This window comes from Mesorhizobium sp. B2-1-8, from assembly GCF_006442545.2.
Taxonomy (GTDB): domain Bacteria; phylum Pseudomonadota; class Alphaproteobacteria; order Rhizobiales; family Rhizobiaceae; genus Mesorhizobium.
This window is the reverse complement of record NZ_CP083952.1, coordinates 2,648,599-2,663,816: the sequence shown is the minus strand read 5'-3', so window position 1 is coordinate 2,663,816 and position 15,218 is coordinate 2,648,599. Positions and strand designations below refer to the sequence as shown.

The window sequence follows — 15,218 nt, the reverse complement described above, 5'->3', positions numbered from 1 at the left end:
AATGCTGTTTTCCTACCCGATTGAAGCATTGGGCGCCAATTGGCTGAACACCTCGGCTGTTGACGTGATGTTGGCGGGAATGGATGCGATTGACGCTAACGCCGAGCCCGAGAGCTGGCCGGAATGCCTGCCAGAGGGCCGGCGCGAGATTTTAGCACAGCGTACCGGTTTGAGATCAAAGCTTGCGAGTTTCTTGCTAAAATATTCTGAGCTACCCGCCCAAGAGCGGCCGCCCGTTCGCGCGGCAATCATGAGACAGACGGCCTTGCCGAACGTTTTCAACGATAACGCCTTTTGCCCGACCATCGATACCCTCCCGCTTTCAATCAGAGCGCCCGCGCGCGCGCTGGCAGTATATCTCTTCGGTCAGCTAGCTAGTATCAAAGAGGGGAATGGCTTCCTTCGGGACAATCAGTACGGCACTATTTACGCTGCTAACATTAGGCAGTGTCCGTTTTGCGGCCTGAATTACTTTCGGGCTCCCGGTGCACCACGTCATGCACTCGACCATCTGTTGCCGATTTCGATATATCCGTTTGCCGCTGCCGACCTACGCAACCTCCCACCAGCGTGCGACGAATGCAATTCGACGTACAAAGGCAGTACCGACATCCTCACAGGAGGTGGCGGACTGAGGCGCCGCTGCTCAGATCCGTACCTCGGGCCTACCTACCGTATCACGCTAGAGGGGAGCGAATTTTTCATCGGCAATGAGGTTGGGGGCTATACCTTGCCGCGCTGGAATATCAATATTGTGGGCGACGAGCTGGATAGAGCTGAAACATGGAATAGCGTTTATCAAATCAAGCTCAGATATTCACGAGACGTTCTTGATGCTGACTTCCTCTCTTGGATTGGCCACTACAGCAAGTGGTTCTTGGTTGAAAAGGGAAGAGATCAAACTGCTGATCAAGTAGCAGCGGAGGTCCCACGATACATCGAAGGCGTAGTTCAAGACGGGTATGCAGACCGTGCGTTTTTAAAGGCGGAAGCCTTCCGACTACTAGATCGGTCCTGCAACGATCCAGAGATTGGCGAAGACGTCAGGCAGTGGCTTTGGAATTTCGTCGAGTATTCTAATTAGAATCGCGTTCCAAGGATTGTCCGCTCCAGGGGGTACTGCAAAACCCGCCGGTCCGCTAACGGCACTACCAAGATGTGTGAGACCTGACGCAAGCCGACAGCCCCTCACCCCCCAGCCAATCTCGGCAACAAAAATATCTCCGCCCCCGGCGGCAACTCCTTCGACCACGTATCCCGATAAATCGTCCCGTCGATCGCCACCGCGATCCCGCGGTCGATCCACGGCTCCAGGCCGGGATACTGTTCAGCCAGTTTCCTGAACAGCTCCCTTATGTCCTTGGCCTCGACCTCGACCTTGCTTCTGCCTCCGGCGACCTGGCCAAGCGCGCCCCAGAGGGTGACTTCGACCATCGCCGCTTGCCCTGCCCTAGCCTTCCCGTTCCGCCTCGATCGCCGCCAGGATGCGGGGCGGCGACATCGGGATGTGGGTCATGCGCACGCCCGCCGCGTTCGAGACCGCGTTGGCGATCGCCGCCAGCGGCGGCACGATCGAGGTTTCGCCGACGCCGCGCACGCCATAGGGGTGGTTGGGGTTGGGGATTTCCAGGATCTGCGTGTCGATCATCGGCAGGTCGGAGCAGACCGGGATGCGGTAGTCGAGGAAGCCGGCGTTCTGCAGCCGGCCGTCCTTGCCGTAAATATACTCCTCGTTGAGCGCCCAGCCTATGCCTTGCGCCGCACCGCCCTGGTACTGGCCCTCGACATAGGTCGGGTGCACCGCCTTGCCGGCATCCTGCACCACCGTGTAGCGGATCACCCTGGTCGAACCCGTCTCGGGGTCGACCTCGACGTCGCATATATGGGTGGCGAAGGAGACGCCGGCGCCGTCGGCGACGAGCTCGCTGTGGCCGGCGATCGGCCCGCCGGTCTTGCCGGATTGCGCCGCGATCTCCTTCAGCGACAGCTTGCCGAGATTGCCGTGCTTCTCGCCCTTGGCGACCGCGTGGCCCTGTTCCCAGACCACGTCGTCGACCGAGATATCCCACATCTGCGCGGCGCGCTCGCGCAGGATTTTTATCGCGTTGCGGGCGGCCGAGATCGTCGCCATCGAGGACGAGAAGGTGCCGCGGCTGCCGTCGGTCATGTCGTTGTAGCCGAGGCTCGACGTGTCGGCGACGATGGCCTTGACCTGCTCATAGGCGATGCCGAGCTCCTCCGCCGCCACCAGCGACAGCGAGGCGCGGGACCCGCCGACATCGACCGTGCCGACGGCGAGCGAGACCGAGCCGTCCATGCCGATGTTCAGGTCGGTGCAGGTCTGGCCGCCGAAATTGAACCAGAAGCCGCAGGCCATGCCGCGCCCCTGGTTTGCCTTGAGCGGCGCCTTCATGTGCGCGTGGTTCTTCACCGCTTCCAGCGTCGGGCCGATGCCGATCGGCCCGTAGACCGGGCCGTAGGACGACCGCGTGCCTTCCTGGGCGGCGTTCCTGATGCGGAACTCGACCGGATCCATGCCGAGCTCCTTGGCGAGCTCGTCGACGGTGCTTTCCACCGCGAAGGCCGCCATCGGCGCCGACGGCGCGCGGTAGGCGGCGGTCTTCGGCCGGTTGACCAGCACTTCGAAGCCCACCGTCTTGACGTTGTCGAGCCTGTAGCAGGCGAACGCCGTCATGGCGCCGATCTCGGCCCAGGTGCCGGCATAGGGGCCGCTTGTGTAACGCAGCGTCGCTTCGGCCGCCGTGATCGTGCCGTCCTTGCGGGCGCCGATCTTGACGTCGATCGAGGTGGCGCTGGTCGGGCCCGAGGCGCGGAACACCTCGTCGCGGGTCATCACCAGCTTCACCGGGCGTCCGGCCTTGCGCGACAGAGCGAGCGCCACCGGCTCGGCCCAGACATGGGTCTTGCCGCCGAAACCGCCGCCGATCTCCGAGGAGGTGACGCGCAGCTTCGAGGCTTCCATGCCGAGCAGCTGCGCGCAGTGCTGGCGGTAGACGAAATGGCCCTGCGTGCAGACCCAGAGGTCGGCGGTGCCGTCGGTGCTGACATTGGCCACGCAGGCATGCGGCTCGATATAGCCCTGGTGCGTCTGCTCGGTCTTGAACGAGCGCTCGACGATGAAATCGGCGTGGCCGAAACCCTGATGGACGTCGCCATGGCCGAACTGCGAGCGCTTGGTCACGTTGGACGCCTTGACCGGCTTTTCCTCCAGCCCCTCGGTGAAGATCGCGTCGTTGATCAGGGGGGCGTGGTGCTGCATCGCCTCGTCGACATCGGTGACATGCGGCAGCACCTCATAGTCGACCACGATCAGCTTCAGCGCCTGCCTGGCCGTGTGGGCATCGATCGCGGCGACGGCTGCCACCGCATGGCCGTCATAGAGCGCCTTGGTGCGCGCCATGCAATTGTCGAGGATGTCGTACATGGCGGCATCGCCATCGGTGAGATCAGGCAGGTCGGCAGCGGTGATCACCGCCTTCACGCCGGCAAGCGCTTCCGCCTTCGAAGTGTCGATCTTCCGGATTTTCGCATGCGCGTGTGGGCTGCGCAGCACGCGGCCGACCAGCTGGCCGGCCATGTTGAAGTCGGCGCCATAGCGGGCGCGGCCGGTCACCTTGTCGACACCGTCGGGACGGATCGGGCGCGTGCCGACGGAAGCGAATTTACGCCCTGAAAAACGCGGATCGAAATTCATCTCAGGCTCCCTTCATTACGGTGGCGGCATCCTGGACGGCGCGCACGATCTTGTCGTAGCCGGTGCAGCGGCAGAGGTTTCCGGCAAGCCCGAAGCGGATTTCCTCCTCGGTCGGGTCGGGGTTTTTCGCCAGCAGGTCCTTCGCCGCGATCAGGAAGCCGGGCGTGCAGATGCCGCATTGCAGTGCGGCGTGCTCCAAAAACTTCTGCTGCAGCGGGTGCAGCTTGTCGCCATGCGCCATGCCCTCGACGGTCTCGATGCGGCGGCCTTCCGCTTCCGCGCCGAGCACCAGGCACGAACACACCAGCCGGTCGTCGACGATGACGCTGCAGGCGCCGCAGTCGCCGGTGCCGCAGCCTTCCTTCGCACCGGTCAGCCCGAGCCGGTCGCGCAGCACGTCGAGCAGCGTCTCGTCGGGCTGGCAGAGATATTCGACGCTGTCGCCGTTGATTGTGGTTGAAACAGCTACACCAGCCATCATTTGCCTCCTGCACGTGCATAGGCGGTCTGTGCGGCCCGTTTGGCCAACACGCCCGCAACCTTGCGCCTGAACTCGATTGTGCCTCGCTTGTCGTCGATGGGCCGGCAGGTCCCGGCGCAGACCTTGGCGAGCCGCTCCAGCGCTGCTTCGTCGAGCTTGCGGCCGATCAGGGCCTCGGCCCCTTCTTCGACCAAAAGCACGGTCGGCGCGGCGGCGCCGATCGCCACGCGGGCCGCCGTCACGACGCCGGCTTCGTCCAGCGTCAGGTTCACGCCGGCGCTGACCACGGCGATGTCCATCTCCGTGCGCGGAATGAACCTGAGATACGCATCGGCCGAGCGCGGCGCGCGCTTGCCGAGCAGGATCGCCTCGATGATCTCGCCCTTGGCGAGCGATGTCCGGCCCGGCGCGGTCGGCACGGTCTCGACGGCGATGGTGCGCTTGCCCGACGGTCCGACGACCACGGCCTTGGCGCCCGCCGCCACCAGCGCCGGCACGCTGTCGGCCGCCGGCGAGGCGTTGCAGAGATTGCCAACGATCGTGCAGCGTCCCTGCACCTGCTTCGAGCCGATCAGCTTCGCAGCTTCGACGACGCCTGGCCAAGCCTTCTTGAGCGCGGCGTTCTCGCCCAGCACGGCGCAAGGCACGGCGGCACCGATGCTGAAGCCGTCGGCGGTTTCCCTGATGTCGCGCAAGCCGGCGATCGACTTGATGTCGATGATCAGTTCGGGTTCGACAAAGCCGCCCTTCATCCTCACCAGAAGGTCACTGCCTCCGGCAAGGATGGCGGCCGGGCCGGCCGATCCGGCCAGTTGGCCGACGGCGTCTTCGATTGAAAGCGGACGTATGTAACGCATCGTCTCCCCTTGGTATGGCGATTTCAGCGACCGTTATAAACAATCGCCTCATAATGACCATCCGTTTCCCGGGCCGAGGCGATTGGGCCAGGTGCGGCAAAATGCGGTCCACCTGAACGGAAGTCCGCCCAGGGAAGCATAGGTGCAGGGCCGCATTAAGGCTTGACCGGATGATGCCGCGCGTCAATCCTTCGCTCCAAGGGAGGAGTTTCCATGCGACGTCTCTTGGCTGTGCCTTGCGCCGTGATGCTGGCCGCGCCGGCTGGCGCCGCGACGCTCTATTACGGCTCCAGGGTCGGAATGGAGCTTACCATCGTCAAAAAGGCGGGCATCGGCTCCACGCACGCCAGCATCCTGGCCAGACACAGCAGGCCGAACGCCCGCGTCTACTGCCGCGAATATGCCCACGACTTCACCGAGGCGTGCGTCGACGCGGAGATGACGGTGCCCCTGCACTTTGAAATCACCGCCAACTGCAAGACCGGCGAGTTCACCACCTTCTATGGCGCCAAGATGCTGTTCCAGGGCCGCAACAAGGGCACCGATGTGACGACCGATTACCGGATCACCGCCGTCGACGAAAAAGTGGTGCTCGATGGTTCGGGCGCCTCGGGCTACGACTACACGCTCGACCAGTTCAAGGCGCTCTGCCCCAACCGCGTGCGGTAGGCCCTCGCCAGGGGCTTGCCGCGCTTCTGGCCCGCCGAAGCCCGGAACTTGGACCGTGGCAGGCACGGCCGTTTATCGCTAGCACGGGACCGCAGTGGAGGCGAAAAACCATGACCCTGACCAATCGCGACATCGTCGAACTGACCGAGTGGCGGCGCAAGCTGCACCGGCAGCCGGAAATCTCGAACGAGGAGGAGAAGACGGCGAAAGAGGTCGTCGCCTTCCTCGCCGACACCGGGCCGGACAAGGTGCTGACCGGCCTCGGCGGCCACGGCGTTGCGGCCATCTACGACAGCGGCAAAAACGGACCAACCGTCCTGTTTCGTTCGGAACTCGATGCACTGCCGATCGAGGAACTGTCCGGCGTGCCGCATGCATCGCAGGTGCCGGGCAAGTCGCATATGTGCGGCCATGACGGACACACCGCCATACTGGCCTCGCTTGGCCGCCAGTTCGGCCGGGAGCGGCCGGCCAGCGGCCGCGTCGTGCTGATGTTCCAGCCGGCGGAGGAAACCGGCAATGGCGCGGCCGGTGTGGTCGCCGATCCGCGCTTCGGTCAGATCGCGCCGGATTTCGCCTTCTCGCTGCACAATCTGCCCGGCGTGCCGTTCGGCGAGGTCAGGCTCAAACCCGGCGTGGTCAACTGCGCCTCGCGCGGCATGCGCATCGTGCTGGAGGGCAAGACAGCGCACTCCTCCATGCCCGAGACCGGAACCTCGCCCATGCTCGCGATCAGCGAGCTGATGCCGGCTCTGCCCGCGCTCGGCCGCGCAACCTTCGCCGACGATGATTTCTCAATGGTCACCGTCCCCCATGCGCGGATGGGCGAAGCCGTGTTCGGCATCGCGCCCGGCCACGCCGAGGTCTGGGCGACGCTGCGCACCCGCCGCGACGAGCGCATGGCCGATCTCTGCGCCGCCGCTGAAGCGCTGGTCACCGAGATCGCCGGCCGGCACGGCCTCTCCGCCAGTTGGGATTATCACGAGATCTTCGTCGCCAGCGTCAACGCGCCCGACGCGGTCGAGCATCTGCGGCGCGCGCTCGACGAAGAGAGCGTCGCGCATGGCGAGGAAGCCCTGCCGATGCGCGCCTCGGAAGATTTCGGCCTGTTCGGCCACAGCGCCTCGTCGGCGATGTTCTTCCTCGGCGCCGGCGAACGCCACCCGGCGCTGCACAACCCCGACTATGACTTTCCCGACGACCTGATCCCGATCGGCTCGAAGATTTTCATGAGGACAGCGCGCAACCTTCTCGGCTGATTTCAACGGAACCCGGCCAGCACCGTCGCCAGCACCGCCACGCCCTGCCGCAAGGCCTCGGCGTGGAGCCCGGCATAGCCCAGGATGAACCCCGCCAGGGCCGGCTGCGGCCCGGCCGGGTCGTAGAGCGGCAACACCGGATGGAGGCCGATCCCGGCGGCGTGCGCGGCCGTGACGATCGCCGCAACGCGCCCGGCGCCGACGCCGTTCACCCAGATGACGAGATGCAGCCCCGTGTCGGCGCCCTCGATGGTGACCGACGGGCCGAGATTGTCCGCCAGCGCCTTCAGCAGCAGCGCCCTTCGTTCGGCGTTCTTCCTGCGGATGGCGCGCACGTGGCGCTCATAGGCGCCGCCGGCCAGCATGTCGGCCAGCGCCTCCTGCTCCAGCAGCGGAGAGTGCCGGTCCGTCAGCCGCTTGGCGGCGCTGAAAGCCACGCGCAGGCCGGCGGGCACGACGAGATAGCCGAGCCGCAGCGTCGGCGACAGCGTCTTGGACAGCGTGCCGGCATAGATGACCGTGTCTGCGTCCAGCGTCTGCAGCGGCGGAATGGGTGCGATGTCGTAGCGGTATTCGCCGTCGTAATCGTCTTCGATGATGTAGGCGCCTTCCCGCGCGGCCCAGGCCAGGAGCGCGCGCCGGCGCGTCGCCGACAGGATGCCGCCGAGCGGAAACTGGTGCGAGGGCGTTACATAGGCGAGCCGAGCCGGCGGCAGCGCGTCCGTCCTCAGCCCGTCGCGGTCGACGGCGACGGGCGAGGCAACTCCGCCCGCCGCCGCGAAGGCCTGGCGGGCAAGCAGGTAGCCGGGGTTCTCGATGACGAAACGGTCGCCGGCGTCGAGCAGCAGCCGGGCGCAGAGGTCGAGGCCCTGCTGCGAGCCGTTTACGATCACGATCCGGTCCGGCGTGCAGCTGATGCCGCGCGCCCGCCAGAGATAGCCTTGCAGCGCGGCGCGCAGAGCGGCCGACCCCTGGGGATCGCCATAGGCCAGCCGCGCGCCGCGCCGCACGCTGGCCCTGTTCATGGCGCGCCGCCAGGCCAGCACCGGAAAGTCGGCGCCCGACAGGTCGCCATAGCGGAAGTCCGCGACCAGCGCCGGTTGCGCCAAGGCTGGCGCCGGCAGGGCAAGCAGGCGTTGCGCGAAGGCCGAGAGGTGCCGGGGCAAGGCCGCCATGGCGGGCTTCGGCGCCGCCGCGGCCCCCAACCCTTGCGCCACTTCCGCGCGCGCACCGGCCCGCGAGGCCAGGTAACCCTCGGCGATGAGCTGGCTGTAGGCCGCCGTCACGGTCGTGCGCGACGCCCCCCATTCGGCGGCGAAGACCCGCGTCGACGGCAAACGGTCGCCCGGCTGATAGGCGCCGCTGTGGATCTGTTCCTTGATCGCGGCGATGATGCGGCGCGCGGTTCCGTCGCCAGTCAACTGGACCACCTCAACTGGACCATCCAAACTCTTTAAAACTGGATATTCCAACAGGCCAGATTGTGTGGCATCTTCCCCTGCAATGCAAGGAGTTCGAAAATGTACACGCCGCCCGCCTTCCGCGACGACGACAAGGACAGCATCCTGGCGACGATCCGCGCCGCGCGGCTGGCCAACCTGGTCACCGCCACGGCGGACGGGCCGCTCGCCACCCCCCTGCCCCTCTTTCTCGACGAGACCGAGGGCGAGCATGGCGTCATCCATGGCCATATGGCCAGGGCCAACCCGCAGTGGCATGTTCCTGCGATTGGCGACGGGCTCGCCATCTTCATGGGGCCGAACGCCTATGTGACGCCGGCCTGGTATGCCACCAAGCAGGAAACCGGCAAGGTCGTGCCGACCTGGAACTACGCCGCGGTCCACGCCTATGGGCCGGTCGAGTTCTTCGACGATGCGGACAGGCTCCTGGAGGTCGTCACCCGGCTGACGAACCTGCATGAGGGCGCGCGCGCCGCGCCCTGGGCGGTGTCGGACGCGCCGCCCGACTTCATCCAGTCGCAGCTTCGCGGCATTGTCGGCCTGCGCATGCCGGTCGTCAGGCTCGAAGGCAAGCGCAAGATGAGCCAGAACCGCAACGCCGCCGACCGCGCCGGCGTGGCCGCCGGGCTGGCCGCGAGCGAGCGGCCGTCCGACCGCGAGGTCTCGGCCCTCATCCCGTCGTGAAGGCACGACGCCTCGCCTGATGCGGCGGCCCGCGTCAAGCGTCGATCCGGCCCGCGACCTATCGGCGTCCACCGCCGCCGCTGGAGTATCCGGCTTCCCTTGCCAGCACCAGTTCCGCGTCGTCGAGAACGTAGCTGGTATAACGGTAGTCGCGAATGAAGCTGATCCGGCCGTCGCGCCATTCCAGCCACATGAAATGATGCGGCTTCGGGGCGGCCCGGTCCTCGAACACCGCGATCACCTCGCGGCCCTCGACCCATGCCGGCCGGAACCACAAGCCGTCGCTCTTGGCATAGATCGTGAAGAACATGCCGACGTCGGCGGCGCCCGCGCGCGGCGGGTGCATGGACTGGTGGAGCTTCACATCATCGGCGAGCAGCGCGCGCAAGCCGTCCCAGTCGCGTTGGTTGAACAGATTGACGTAGCGCACGGTGGCCGCCGATGCGATGCGTGCATCGGGAAGCGGCTTGGCCTCGGCGTTGATCCGCCGAAGCCGGGCGCGGCCGCGCGCCAGATGCGCCTTCACCGCATCGACCGTGACGCCAAGCAAAGCGGCGATGTCGGCCAACGGTTCGTCGAGCACATCCTTGAGGATGATGACGCTGCGTTGCGGCACCGGAAGCTCCGCGAAGCGCGACACGGCGGTTTGCACGGCTTGCCTGCGCATCAGCATCTCCGCCGGGTCGGCCTCGTCGGCAATCTCAAGCGCCGCCTCGATGGGCTCCGCAGCGCGGATCGCGCGGCTGCGCAAAAGATCCAGCGCACGATTGTGGGCGATCCGGAACAGCCAGGGCCGGAGCTGCGGCACCTCGCGCAATTCGTCGAGCGCAACGAAGGCGCGCGCGAACGTGTCCTGCACGACATCCTCGCCGTCGATCACCGAGCCCATCAGCCGCGAGCAATAGCGGTGCAGCTCCGGCCGCAAGGCCGCCGCAAGGGCAAGCAGCCCTTCCTGCCGGTCGCGCTCCACGGGTCGCTTTCCGTCGCTCAAGGACCCTCCATGATCGTTACGCCCGCGTCGCCGCTGAGGCCGAAGACGACGCCCTCGGCATATTGCGGGTCTTCCAGCACGGAAACCACCCTGTCGCCGAACGCCCGGGGCGGCATCGGCGCGCCGAAACGGGTGACGAATTGTTCCGGCGTGATGCCCATCGAGCCGGCATAGGCGCCGGCGCCCGCATCGCCGATCCCGGTACCGAGGATCATCTGGCGGGGCAGGATCGCCTGAAAGCGTATGCCGAGGCCCTTCTCCTGCGCCACGCCATTGGCGTATTTGGCCATGAACCAGAGCATCCGCTTGGAGCCACCATAGCCGCCCGACATCTGCGACCCCGTGACGGCGGCACCGCTCGACCCGACCAACACCCGGCTGCCCGGCTTGAGCGGCAGGTTCAGCGCCGCCTGCAGCCAGTAGAGCCCGGCCTTGACGTCGGTCTCCCAGGTGACGGAGAAATCCTCCCACTTCAACTGGTCCAGCCGCCCCATCCGGGGCGTTGCACCGGCGTTCAGCACCACTATGTCAGGGCGGACCTCGCCAAGGATGCGATAGGCCGCGTCCTCGTCCGTGACATCGGCCGCGACGGTGGCGACCCCAAGCCGCGCACCGACCGCATCCAGCGCCTCGGCGCCGCGCGCGACCACGGTCACGCTGGCCCCCTGCTCGACCAGCGCTTCGACCAATCCGAGGCCGAGCCCCCGGCTGCCACCGGTGACCACAATCTTCTTATCCCTGAGGCTCATTGACCCTGCTCCAGTGTTTCACTGTAGCTAAGACTTTTGAGGGTCGGGAAAAGAGTCAGGGGTGAGCGAGATTTGGTGATGGTGTCTGGACATGACGCCGACGCGCAAAGCGATCGTTGAGCAGCAAGCGATTGCCAAAATGACCGCAACGGCAAAGGATACGTCGGGGCAGTTTTACGAATGCGTGTGGGTTCGGGTGAGATCATGTTCAGGCAAACAATCTTCGCCGTGGCGGCTGGCCTCTCGGTCCTGATGCTTCTTTGCACGCTTCCGAGCCATGCGGAGACGCTCCGTCTGAACGGATCCATGCATTGGGTGATCCTTGCGGCCACACCGGACCCGGACATCGCAATAGGCGTCGCCAGGAGCTACGGCGGGCTCACACAAGGGGCGCAGGTTTTTCAGGCGCGAAATGGCTCCTACACGGTGGTTACTGGTCCGATCAGTGCGCGAACCATTTCGGACGCCAAGGCACAGATTACGAAATGGGATCCATTGCCCGATGATGCCTATCTTTCGTCCGGATCCGAGTTCGAGCGAAAGATTTGGAGCTTTTCGTCGCCAGTTCTGGCAGGCGGTAACTACAAGGCCGGCGCGGCCACGAGCATCCGGTACCAGGACATTCGGGTTGATCTCAGTGTCGCGCCACATGGTGACATGTCGGTGCCGGTGGTCAGCGTCTGGGAGGGTGACAAGGCGGCCTTCAGCTTCGTCGGGTCAGACGAATATGCGATGCCTTCGGCTGTTCTCAGTGCCAATATTGTCTGGCTCGATAAAACGTCGAGCAAGCCACAGATTGTAATCACGACATTCACTGGCGGTGCCCATTGCTGCGTCAAAGCGGTTCTTATCGGAAAGACCCCCTCCAATACGTGGCAATTGGCCAAGGGAGAAGATCTCGACGGAGGCGGATACGGGCTTGAGGACGTCGACGGTGATGGCAATGCCGAACTGATCAATTCCGACAATCATTTCCTCTACGCTTTCAGCTCGTATGCGGACTCTTTTTCTCCGATCCGGATCAGCAAGTTTGTTGACGGCGGATTGATCGACGTCACGGATCGGCCGGCGATGCAGCATCGCTTAATTCAGCACGCGAACCAACTTGAGTATGCCGCCAGGCGACAACCAGATCTCTGGCATTCAAATGGCTTCCTGGCTGGATGGGTGGCTTCGAAGATTCTCGTGGAGCAGGGCGACCAGGCGTGGTCCCGCATGACGACGAGTTATACCGCTATCTCGGATTTTGGCCCTGAGACGTGCGCGAACGGTGGCGCGGTAGAAGGATGTCCGCCTGATCTGGTGCGGAAAATCCCTTTCCCCACGGCTCTGCTAAAACTTCTCAAGGAGTTGCGCTACACGCCACTCCCCAACGTCACGGATGGGCCTGGCAGCGCAGCGTCGACGCCGGCGGACTACAATGCAGCGCGGACGGCATTTGAAAGCATGCCGCTTGAAACACGCTACCAGTTCCAGATGCTGCTAGGCGTGGCCGGATACTGGCCTGCCGTGAGCAATGACAATTTTGGCAGACGCCTCTTCGAGGCGATCCAGAGCTTTCAAACGGACAATCACCTGCCTGTCACGGGTTCGCCGACGCAGGAAACGCAAGGCATTCTGGCACAGGCCGCTTCGCCATTGCTGCAGCAATGGGGCTGAAGGAGATTTCACACCCCGCGGCTGCCTCACGGCTTTGGGTTCCGGCCGGCATTGGACTGAGTCAGATTCCGACCAAATCGGGGTACAGCTTCGCTTCCAGCTCAGGGATCGCGATCTCCTTTGACTATTACCCCGGGAGCAACCTTTCAGCGAGTTATGACTCTCTCTTGAGGTATGCCGGACAGTATCAAATTGTCTACAAGGTGAAAAAATCCCGGTTCTTCGCCTTGAACTTCCTCGACAACAATCGGAACACCTATGCCAGATACGAGGCTGCGTTAGGGGGCCTCATCGGCTTCACGATCAGTTGGCAAGCCGATTCACCGCTTCACGGCGAGCGCCTTTCAACCGTGATGTCCGATCTGTTTCGAGCGAATGTCGAGCTGTTGCAAGAGCGCGTTCCGCCAAGCGCCTTGGTGGGAGCCGCCACCAGCGCCTCCGCCAATCCTCCGCCAGCGCCTTCGGTTGAACCGCCTCCCGCACCACAGCAAGCTGTCTCTCCACCTCCGCCCGAAGGAAATCGCACTGACCCAGCCGAAAGCCTCACTGGCGATACCGGATCCGGCTTCTTTGTGACGCCCTCGGGCCAGTTGGTGACGAACGAGCATGTGGTTCATGAATGCAAGACCATAGCGGTGCAGTTTCACAATGTGACGTTGCCAGCAAACCTGATAGCTCGTGACCCTGCAAACGATCTGGCTGTTCTCGACACGCACAATCCGGGCATGACCGCTGTTTCGATGCGTGAAAGCGCCCGGCTGGGTGAAGGGATCGCGGTGTTTGGGTTTCCGCTCAATGGCATCCTGTCCAGTGGCGGAAATTTCACCTTGGGAAATGTGACAGCGACGTCAGGCTTGGGCGATGACAGCAGGCATTTGCAGATTTCGGCGCCGGTCCAGCCCGGCAACAGTGGCGGGCCGCTTTTGGATCTGTCCGGCAATGTTGTCGGCATTGTTCAGGCCAAATTCAACGCGATCAGGATGGCTTCAGTAACCAATGACATCGCTGAAAATATCAATTTTGCGATAAAGTCTGAGATCATAACAAGCTTTCTGAAATCGAATGGCATTTCATATTCCGTCGGCGATCAATCGAGCGTGCTGAAGCCTGAAGACCTTGCAGATCGCGCCAAAGGTTTTACGGCTCTCGTTGTTTGCTTGAAGTAGGCTGATAGTTATTGAGGCGGCTTGGCTAGTATTCCTAGCGTCGGCGTCAGTGACTACCTCCTCCATATCGATCCCGACGATATCTCCTTCAGGACCAGGTGAAGCCGATATCTGCGGTCGAGACTGCGCAACCGAGAGGCACAACATTGCAAACGGCGATGTCTGTTTCTAGGTGCAGGCAGAGGCTGGTTGTACGGCCGGCATAGGGTGCATAGCAGCCATATGGCTTGGGGGCCGGCGGCGAACCAGCAGCTTCAAGGGCATGCCCAGTGGACGGTCCGCGGGACATGTGCTCCATGGGGCGGTGACGAAGTGGTGGGGAAGAAGTGAAGCGCGTTTTTCGATTGCTCGCCGCGGTGATCGTGGCGTCCGCAGTGAGCGGTTGCACCAGCATTTCCTACTACGCGCAATCGCTGGAGGGTCATGTTCGGATCATGGCCGCGCGCGAAGACGTTGGAAAATTGATCAAGGCCCCTTCGACCCCTGAGGCACTGCGCGCCAGGTTGACGTCGGCGAGCGCCATAAGGCGGTTCGCGACGGACGAGCTGGCATTGCCTGAAAACAGCAGCTACCACAGCTATGTCGACATCCACCGGGACGCCGTGACCTGGGCCGTTTTCGCCGCCCCGCAATTCTCGCTCACGCCAAAAACATGGTGCTTTCCGGTTTTCGGCTGCGTTCCGTACCGGGGTTACTTCGATCGGAAATCCGCGACGGAAAGCGCCGTCGCGCTTCATGAACAGGGGTTCGACGTCTACGTCACGGGCGTCACCGCATATTCCACACTGGGCTGGTCCAGTGACCCGCTGCTCAGCACCATGCTCCGTCAGGACGACACCTATCTCGCAAGCCTTATCTTTCATGAACTGGCGCATCAGCGCCTCTATGTGAACGGCGATTCCGCATTCAACGAGGCTTTCGCGGTGGCCGTCGAGACTACCGGCACAAGAAAGTGGCTCCGCGCAGCCGGCGATCGCGCCGGATTGCGCCGCTACGAAGCCGATCGCAAGCGCAGCGCCGATTTTGTCGCACTGGTATCGAAAACGCGCGACGAGTTGCGGCAGGTCTATGAAAGCTCCCGTGCCCCGGATGAGATGGCGGCCGCCAAGGCCGCCACGCTCGACAGGCTGCGGATGCGCTATCGGCAAATGCGCGACAAACGATGGGCCGGATACCGGGGATACGACGCCTGGTTCAATTCCCCGATCAACAACGCAAAGCTCGCCGCGACCGCCGTCTACGGCGAACAGGTTCCGGCGTTTCTTCGCCTGTTCGACCTGTGCTCCGGCGATTATCCGAGGTTCTATGCATCCGTTCGAAGGATCGCGAATTTGCCCGAACCGGCCCGTGCCGAAGCGCTCAAGGCCGCGAGGTCGTGTGATTGACTTGGATAACCACGGGGCTTGGCGTGCTCCGATCTCAGCCCGGGGCCGCGAGCGGATGGCTCAGGAGCAATTCCAGGAAAAGCGCGTAGCGCTTTCCCTAGGGAATTGCGTAAAAACAAAGAGTTAGAGCGGTTCGGCGATTC

At 63.9% G+C, this 15,218-nt stretch carries 14 protein-coding genes; 7 read left to right on the top strand and 7 right to left on the bottom strand.

Annotated features, from left to right (window positions below; all coding sequences use genetic code 11):
• The first annotated feature begins 1 nt into the window (after position 1).
• The gene (locus FJ970_RS13020) at positions 2–1,084 is read left to right on the top strand and encodes a hypothetical protein (RefSeq protein WP_140763922.1); all 1,083 of its coding nucleotides are present in this window, start codon (positions 2–4) and stop codon (positions 1,082–1,084) included.
• A 104-nt stretch (positions 1,085–1,188) separates the two neighbouring features.
• Here the strand turns inward: FJ970_RS13020 and FJ970_RS13015 are convergent, their stop codons facing one another.
• The 4 genes from FJ970_RS13015 to FJ970_RS13000 are packed head-to-tail and all read right to left on the bottom strand — an operon-like array spanning position 1,189 to position 5,053.
• A complete protein-coding gene (locus FJ970_RS13015) occupies positions 1,189–1,434 on the bottom strand; it encodes a MoaD/ThiS family protein (RefSeq protein ID WP_140763919.1) in 246 nt (81 codons plus the stop codon).
• A 16-nt stretch (positions 1,435–1,450) separates the two neighbouring features.
• A complete protein-coding gene (locus FJ970_RS13010; RefSeq protein ID WP_140763916.1) occupies positions 1,451–3,715 on the bottom strand; it encodes a xanthine dehydrogenase family protein molybdopterin-binding subunit in 2,265 nt (754 codons plus the stop codon).
• 1 nt (position 3,716) lies between these two features.
• A complete protein-coding gene (locus FJ970_RS13005) occupies positions 3,717–4,193 on the bottom strand; it encodes a (2Fe-2S)-binding protein (RefSeq protein ID WP_140763913.1) in 477 nt (158 codons plus the stop codon).
• Positions 4,193–5,053 carry an FAD binding domain-containing protein gene (locus tag FJ970_RS13000; RefSeq protein WP_140763910.1) on the bottom strand — a complete coding sequence of 287 codons (861 nt, stop codon included), beginning with the start codon at positions 5,051–5,053 and terminating at the stop codon, positions 4,193–4,195. Before FJ970_RS13000 ends, FJ970_RS13005 begins: the two co-directional genes overlap by 1 nt.
• Positions 5,054–5,266: 213 nt before the next feature.
• Between FJ970_RS13000 and FJ970_RS12995 the strand changes: the two genes are divergently transcribed.
• Together FJ970_RS12995 and FJ970_RS12990 are read left to right on the top strand one after the other, a co-directional pair.
• A complete protein-coding gene (locus FJ970_RS12995) occupies positions 5,267–5,722 on the top strand; it encodes a hypothetical protein (protein ID WP_140763907.1) in 456 nt (151 codons plus the stop codon).
• Between the two features lie 110 nt (positions 5,723–5,832).
• On the top strand, positions 5,833–6,981 hold the full coding sequence (locus FJ970_RS12990) for an amidohydrolase (RefSeq protein WP_140763904.1): 1,149 nt from the start codon (positions 5,833–5,835) through the stop codon (positions 6,979–6,981).
• A gap of 2 nt (positions 6,982–6,983) precedes the next feature.
• Here the strand turns inward: FJ970_RS12990 and FJ970_RS12985 are convergent, their stop codons facing one another.
• On the bottom strand, positions 6,984–8,411 hold the full coding sequence (locus FJ970_RS12985; RefSeq protein WP_227792118.1) for a PLP-dependent aminotransferase family protein: 1,428 nt from the start codon (positions 8,409–8,411) through the stop codon (positions 6,984–6,986).
• A gap of 90 nt (positions 8,412–8,501) precedes the next feature.
• On the opposite strand from FJ970_RS12985, the gene FJ970_RS12980 reads away from it, so the two are divergent.
• Entirely contained in the window at positions 8,502–9,125 is a 624-nt protein-coding gene (locus FJ970_RS12980) for an FMN-binding negative transcriptional regulator (RefSeq protein ID WP_140763898.1), read from the top strand.
• A 58-nt stretch (positions 9,126–9,183) separates the two neighbouring features.
• Here FJ970_RS12980 and FJ970_RS12975 read toward each other — a convergent pair whose 3' ends face one another.
• A complete protein-coding gene (locus tag FJ970_RS12975) occupies positions 9,184–10,116 on the bottom strand; it encodes a sigma-70 family RNA polymerase sigma factor (RefSeq protein ID WP_140763895.1) in 933 nt (310 codons plus the stop codon).
• The gene (locus FJ970_RS12970; RefSeq protein ID WP_140763892.1) at positions 10,113–10,865 is read right to left on the bottom strand and encodes an SDR family NAD(P)-dependent oxidoreductase; all 753 of its coding nucleotides are present in this window, start codon (positions 10,863–10,865) and stop codon (positions 10,113–10,115) included. Before FJ970_RS12970 ends, FJ970_RS12975 begins: the two co-directional genes overlap by 4 nt.
• Before the next feature lie 204 nt (positions 10,866–11,069).
• Between FJ970_RS12970 and FJ970_RS12965 the strand changes: the two genes are divergently transcribed.
• The 3 genes from FJ970_RS12965 to FJ970_RS12955 all read left to right on the top strand — a co-directional run bounded on the left by FJ970_RS12965 (position 11,070) and on the right by FJ970_RS12955 (position 15,075).
• Positions 11,070–12,524 (top strand): peptidoglycan-binding domain-containing protein, encoded by a 1,455-nt coding sequence (locus FJ970_RS12965; protein WP_181178782.1) that lies wholly within the window; start codon positions 11,070–11,072, stop codon positions 12,522–12,524.
• Positions 12,515–13,690, top strand: a complete 1,176-nt coding sequence (locus FJ970_RS12960) for a S1C family serine protease (RefSeq protein WP_140763885.1) — start codon at positions 12,515–12,517, stop codon at positions 13,688–13,690. The genes FJ970_RS12965 and FJ970_RS12960 overlap by 10 nt, the downstream gene beginning before the upstream one ends.
• A 326-nt stretch (positions 13,691–14,016) precedes the next feature.
• On the top strand, positions 14,017–15,075 hold the full coding sequence (locus tag FJ970_RS12955; protein WP_140763868.1) for an aminopeptidase: 1,059 nt from the start codon (positions 14,017–14,019) through the stop codon (positions 15,073–15,075).
• Positions 15,076–15,218: the final 143 nt, after the last annotated feature.

Coding starts and splice junctions, on each gene's coding strand:
- FJ970_RS13020 (WP_140763922.1), top strand. CDS start 2: ATGCTGTTTTCCTACCCGATTGAAGCATTGGGCGCCAATTGGCTGAAC.
- FJ970_RS13015 (WP_140763919.1), bottom strand. CDS start 1,434: ATGGTCGAAGTCACCCTCTGGGGCGCGCTTGGCCAGGTCGCCGGAGGC.
- FJ970_RS13010 (WP_140763916.1), bottom strand. CDS start 3,715: ATGAATTTCGATCCGCGTTTTTCAGGGCGTAAATTCGCTTCCGTCGGC.
- FJ970_RS13005 (WP_140763913.1), bottom strand. CDS start 4,193: ATGGCTGGTGTAGCTGTTTCAACCACAATCAACGGCGACAGCGTCGAA.
- FJ970_RS13000 (WP_140763910.1), bottom strand. CDS start 5,053: ATGCGTTACATACGTCCGCTTTCAATCGAAGACGCCGTCGGCCAACTG.
- FJ970_RS12995 (WP_140763907.1), top strand. CDS start 5,267: ATGCGACGTCTCTTGGCTGTGCCTTGCGCCGTGATGCTGGCCGCGCCG.
- FJ970_RS12990 (WP_140763904.1), top strand. CDS start 5,833: ATGACCCTGACCAATCGCGACATCGTCGAACTGACCGAGTGGCGGCGC.
- FJ970_RS12980 (WP_140763898.1), top strand. CDS start 8,502: ATGTACACGCCGCCCGCCTTCCGCGACGACGACAAGGACAGCATCCTG.
- FJ970_RS12970 (WP_140763892.1), bottom strand. CDS start 10,865: ATGAGCCTCAGGGATAAGAAGATTGTGGTCACCGGTGGCAGCCGGGGG.
- FJ970_RS12965 (WP_181178782.1), top strand. CDS start 11,070: ATGTTCAGGCAAACAATCTTCGCCGTGGCGGCTGGCCTCTCGGTCCTG.
- FJ970_RS12960 (WP_140763885.1), top strand. CDS start 12,515: ATGGGGCTGAAGGAGATTTCACACCCCGCGGCTGCCTCACGGCTTTGG.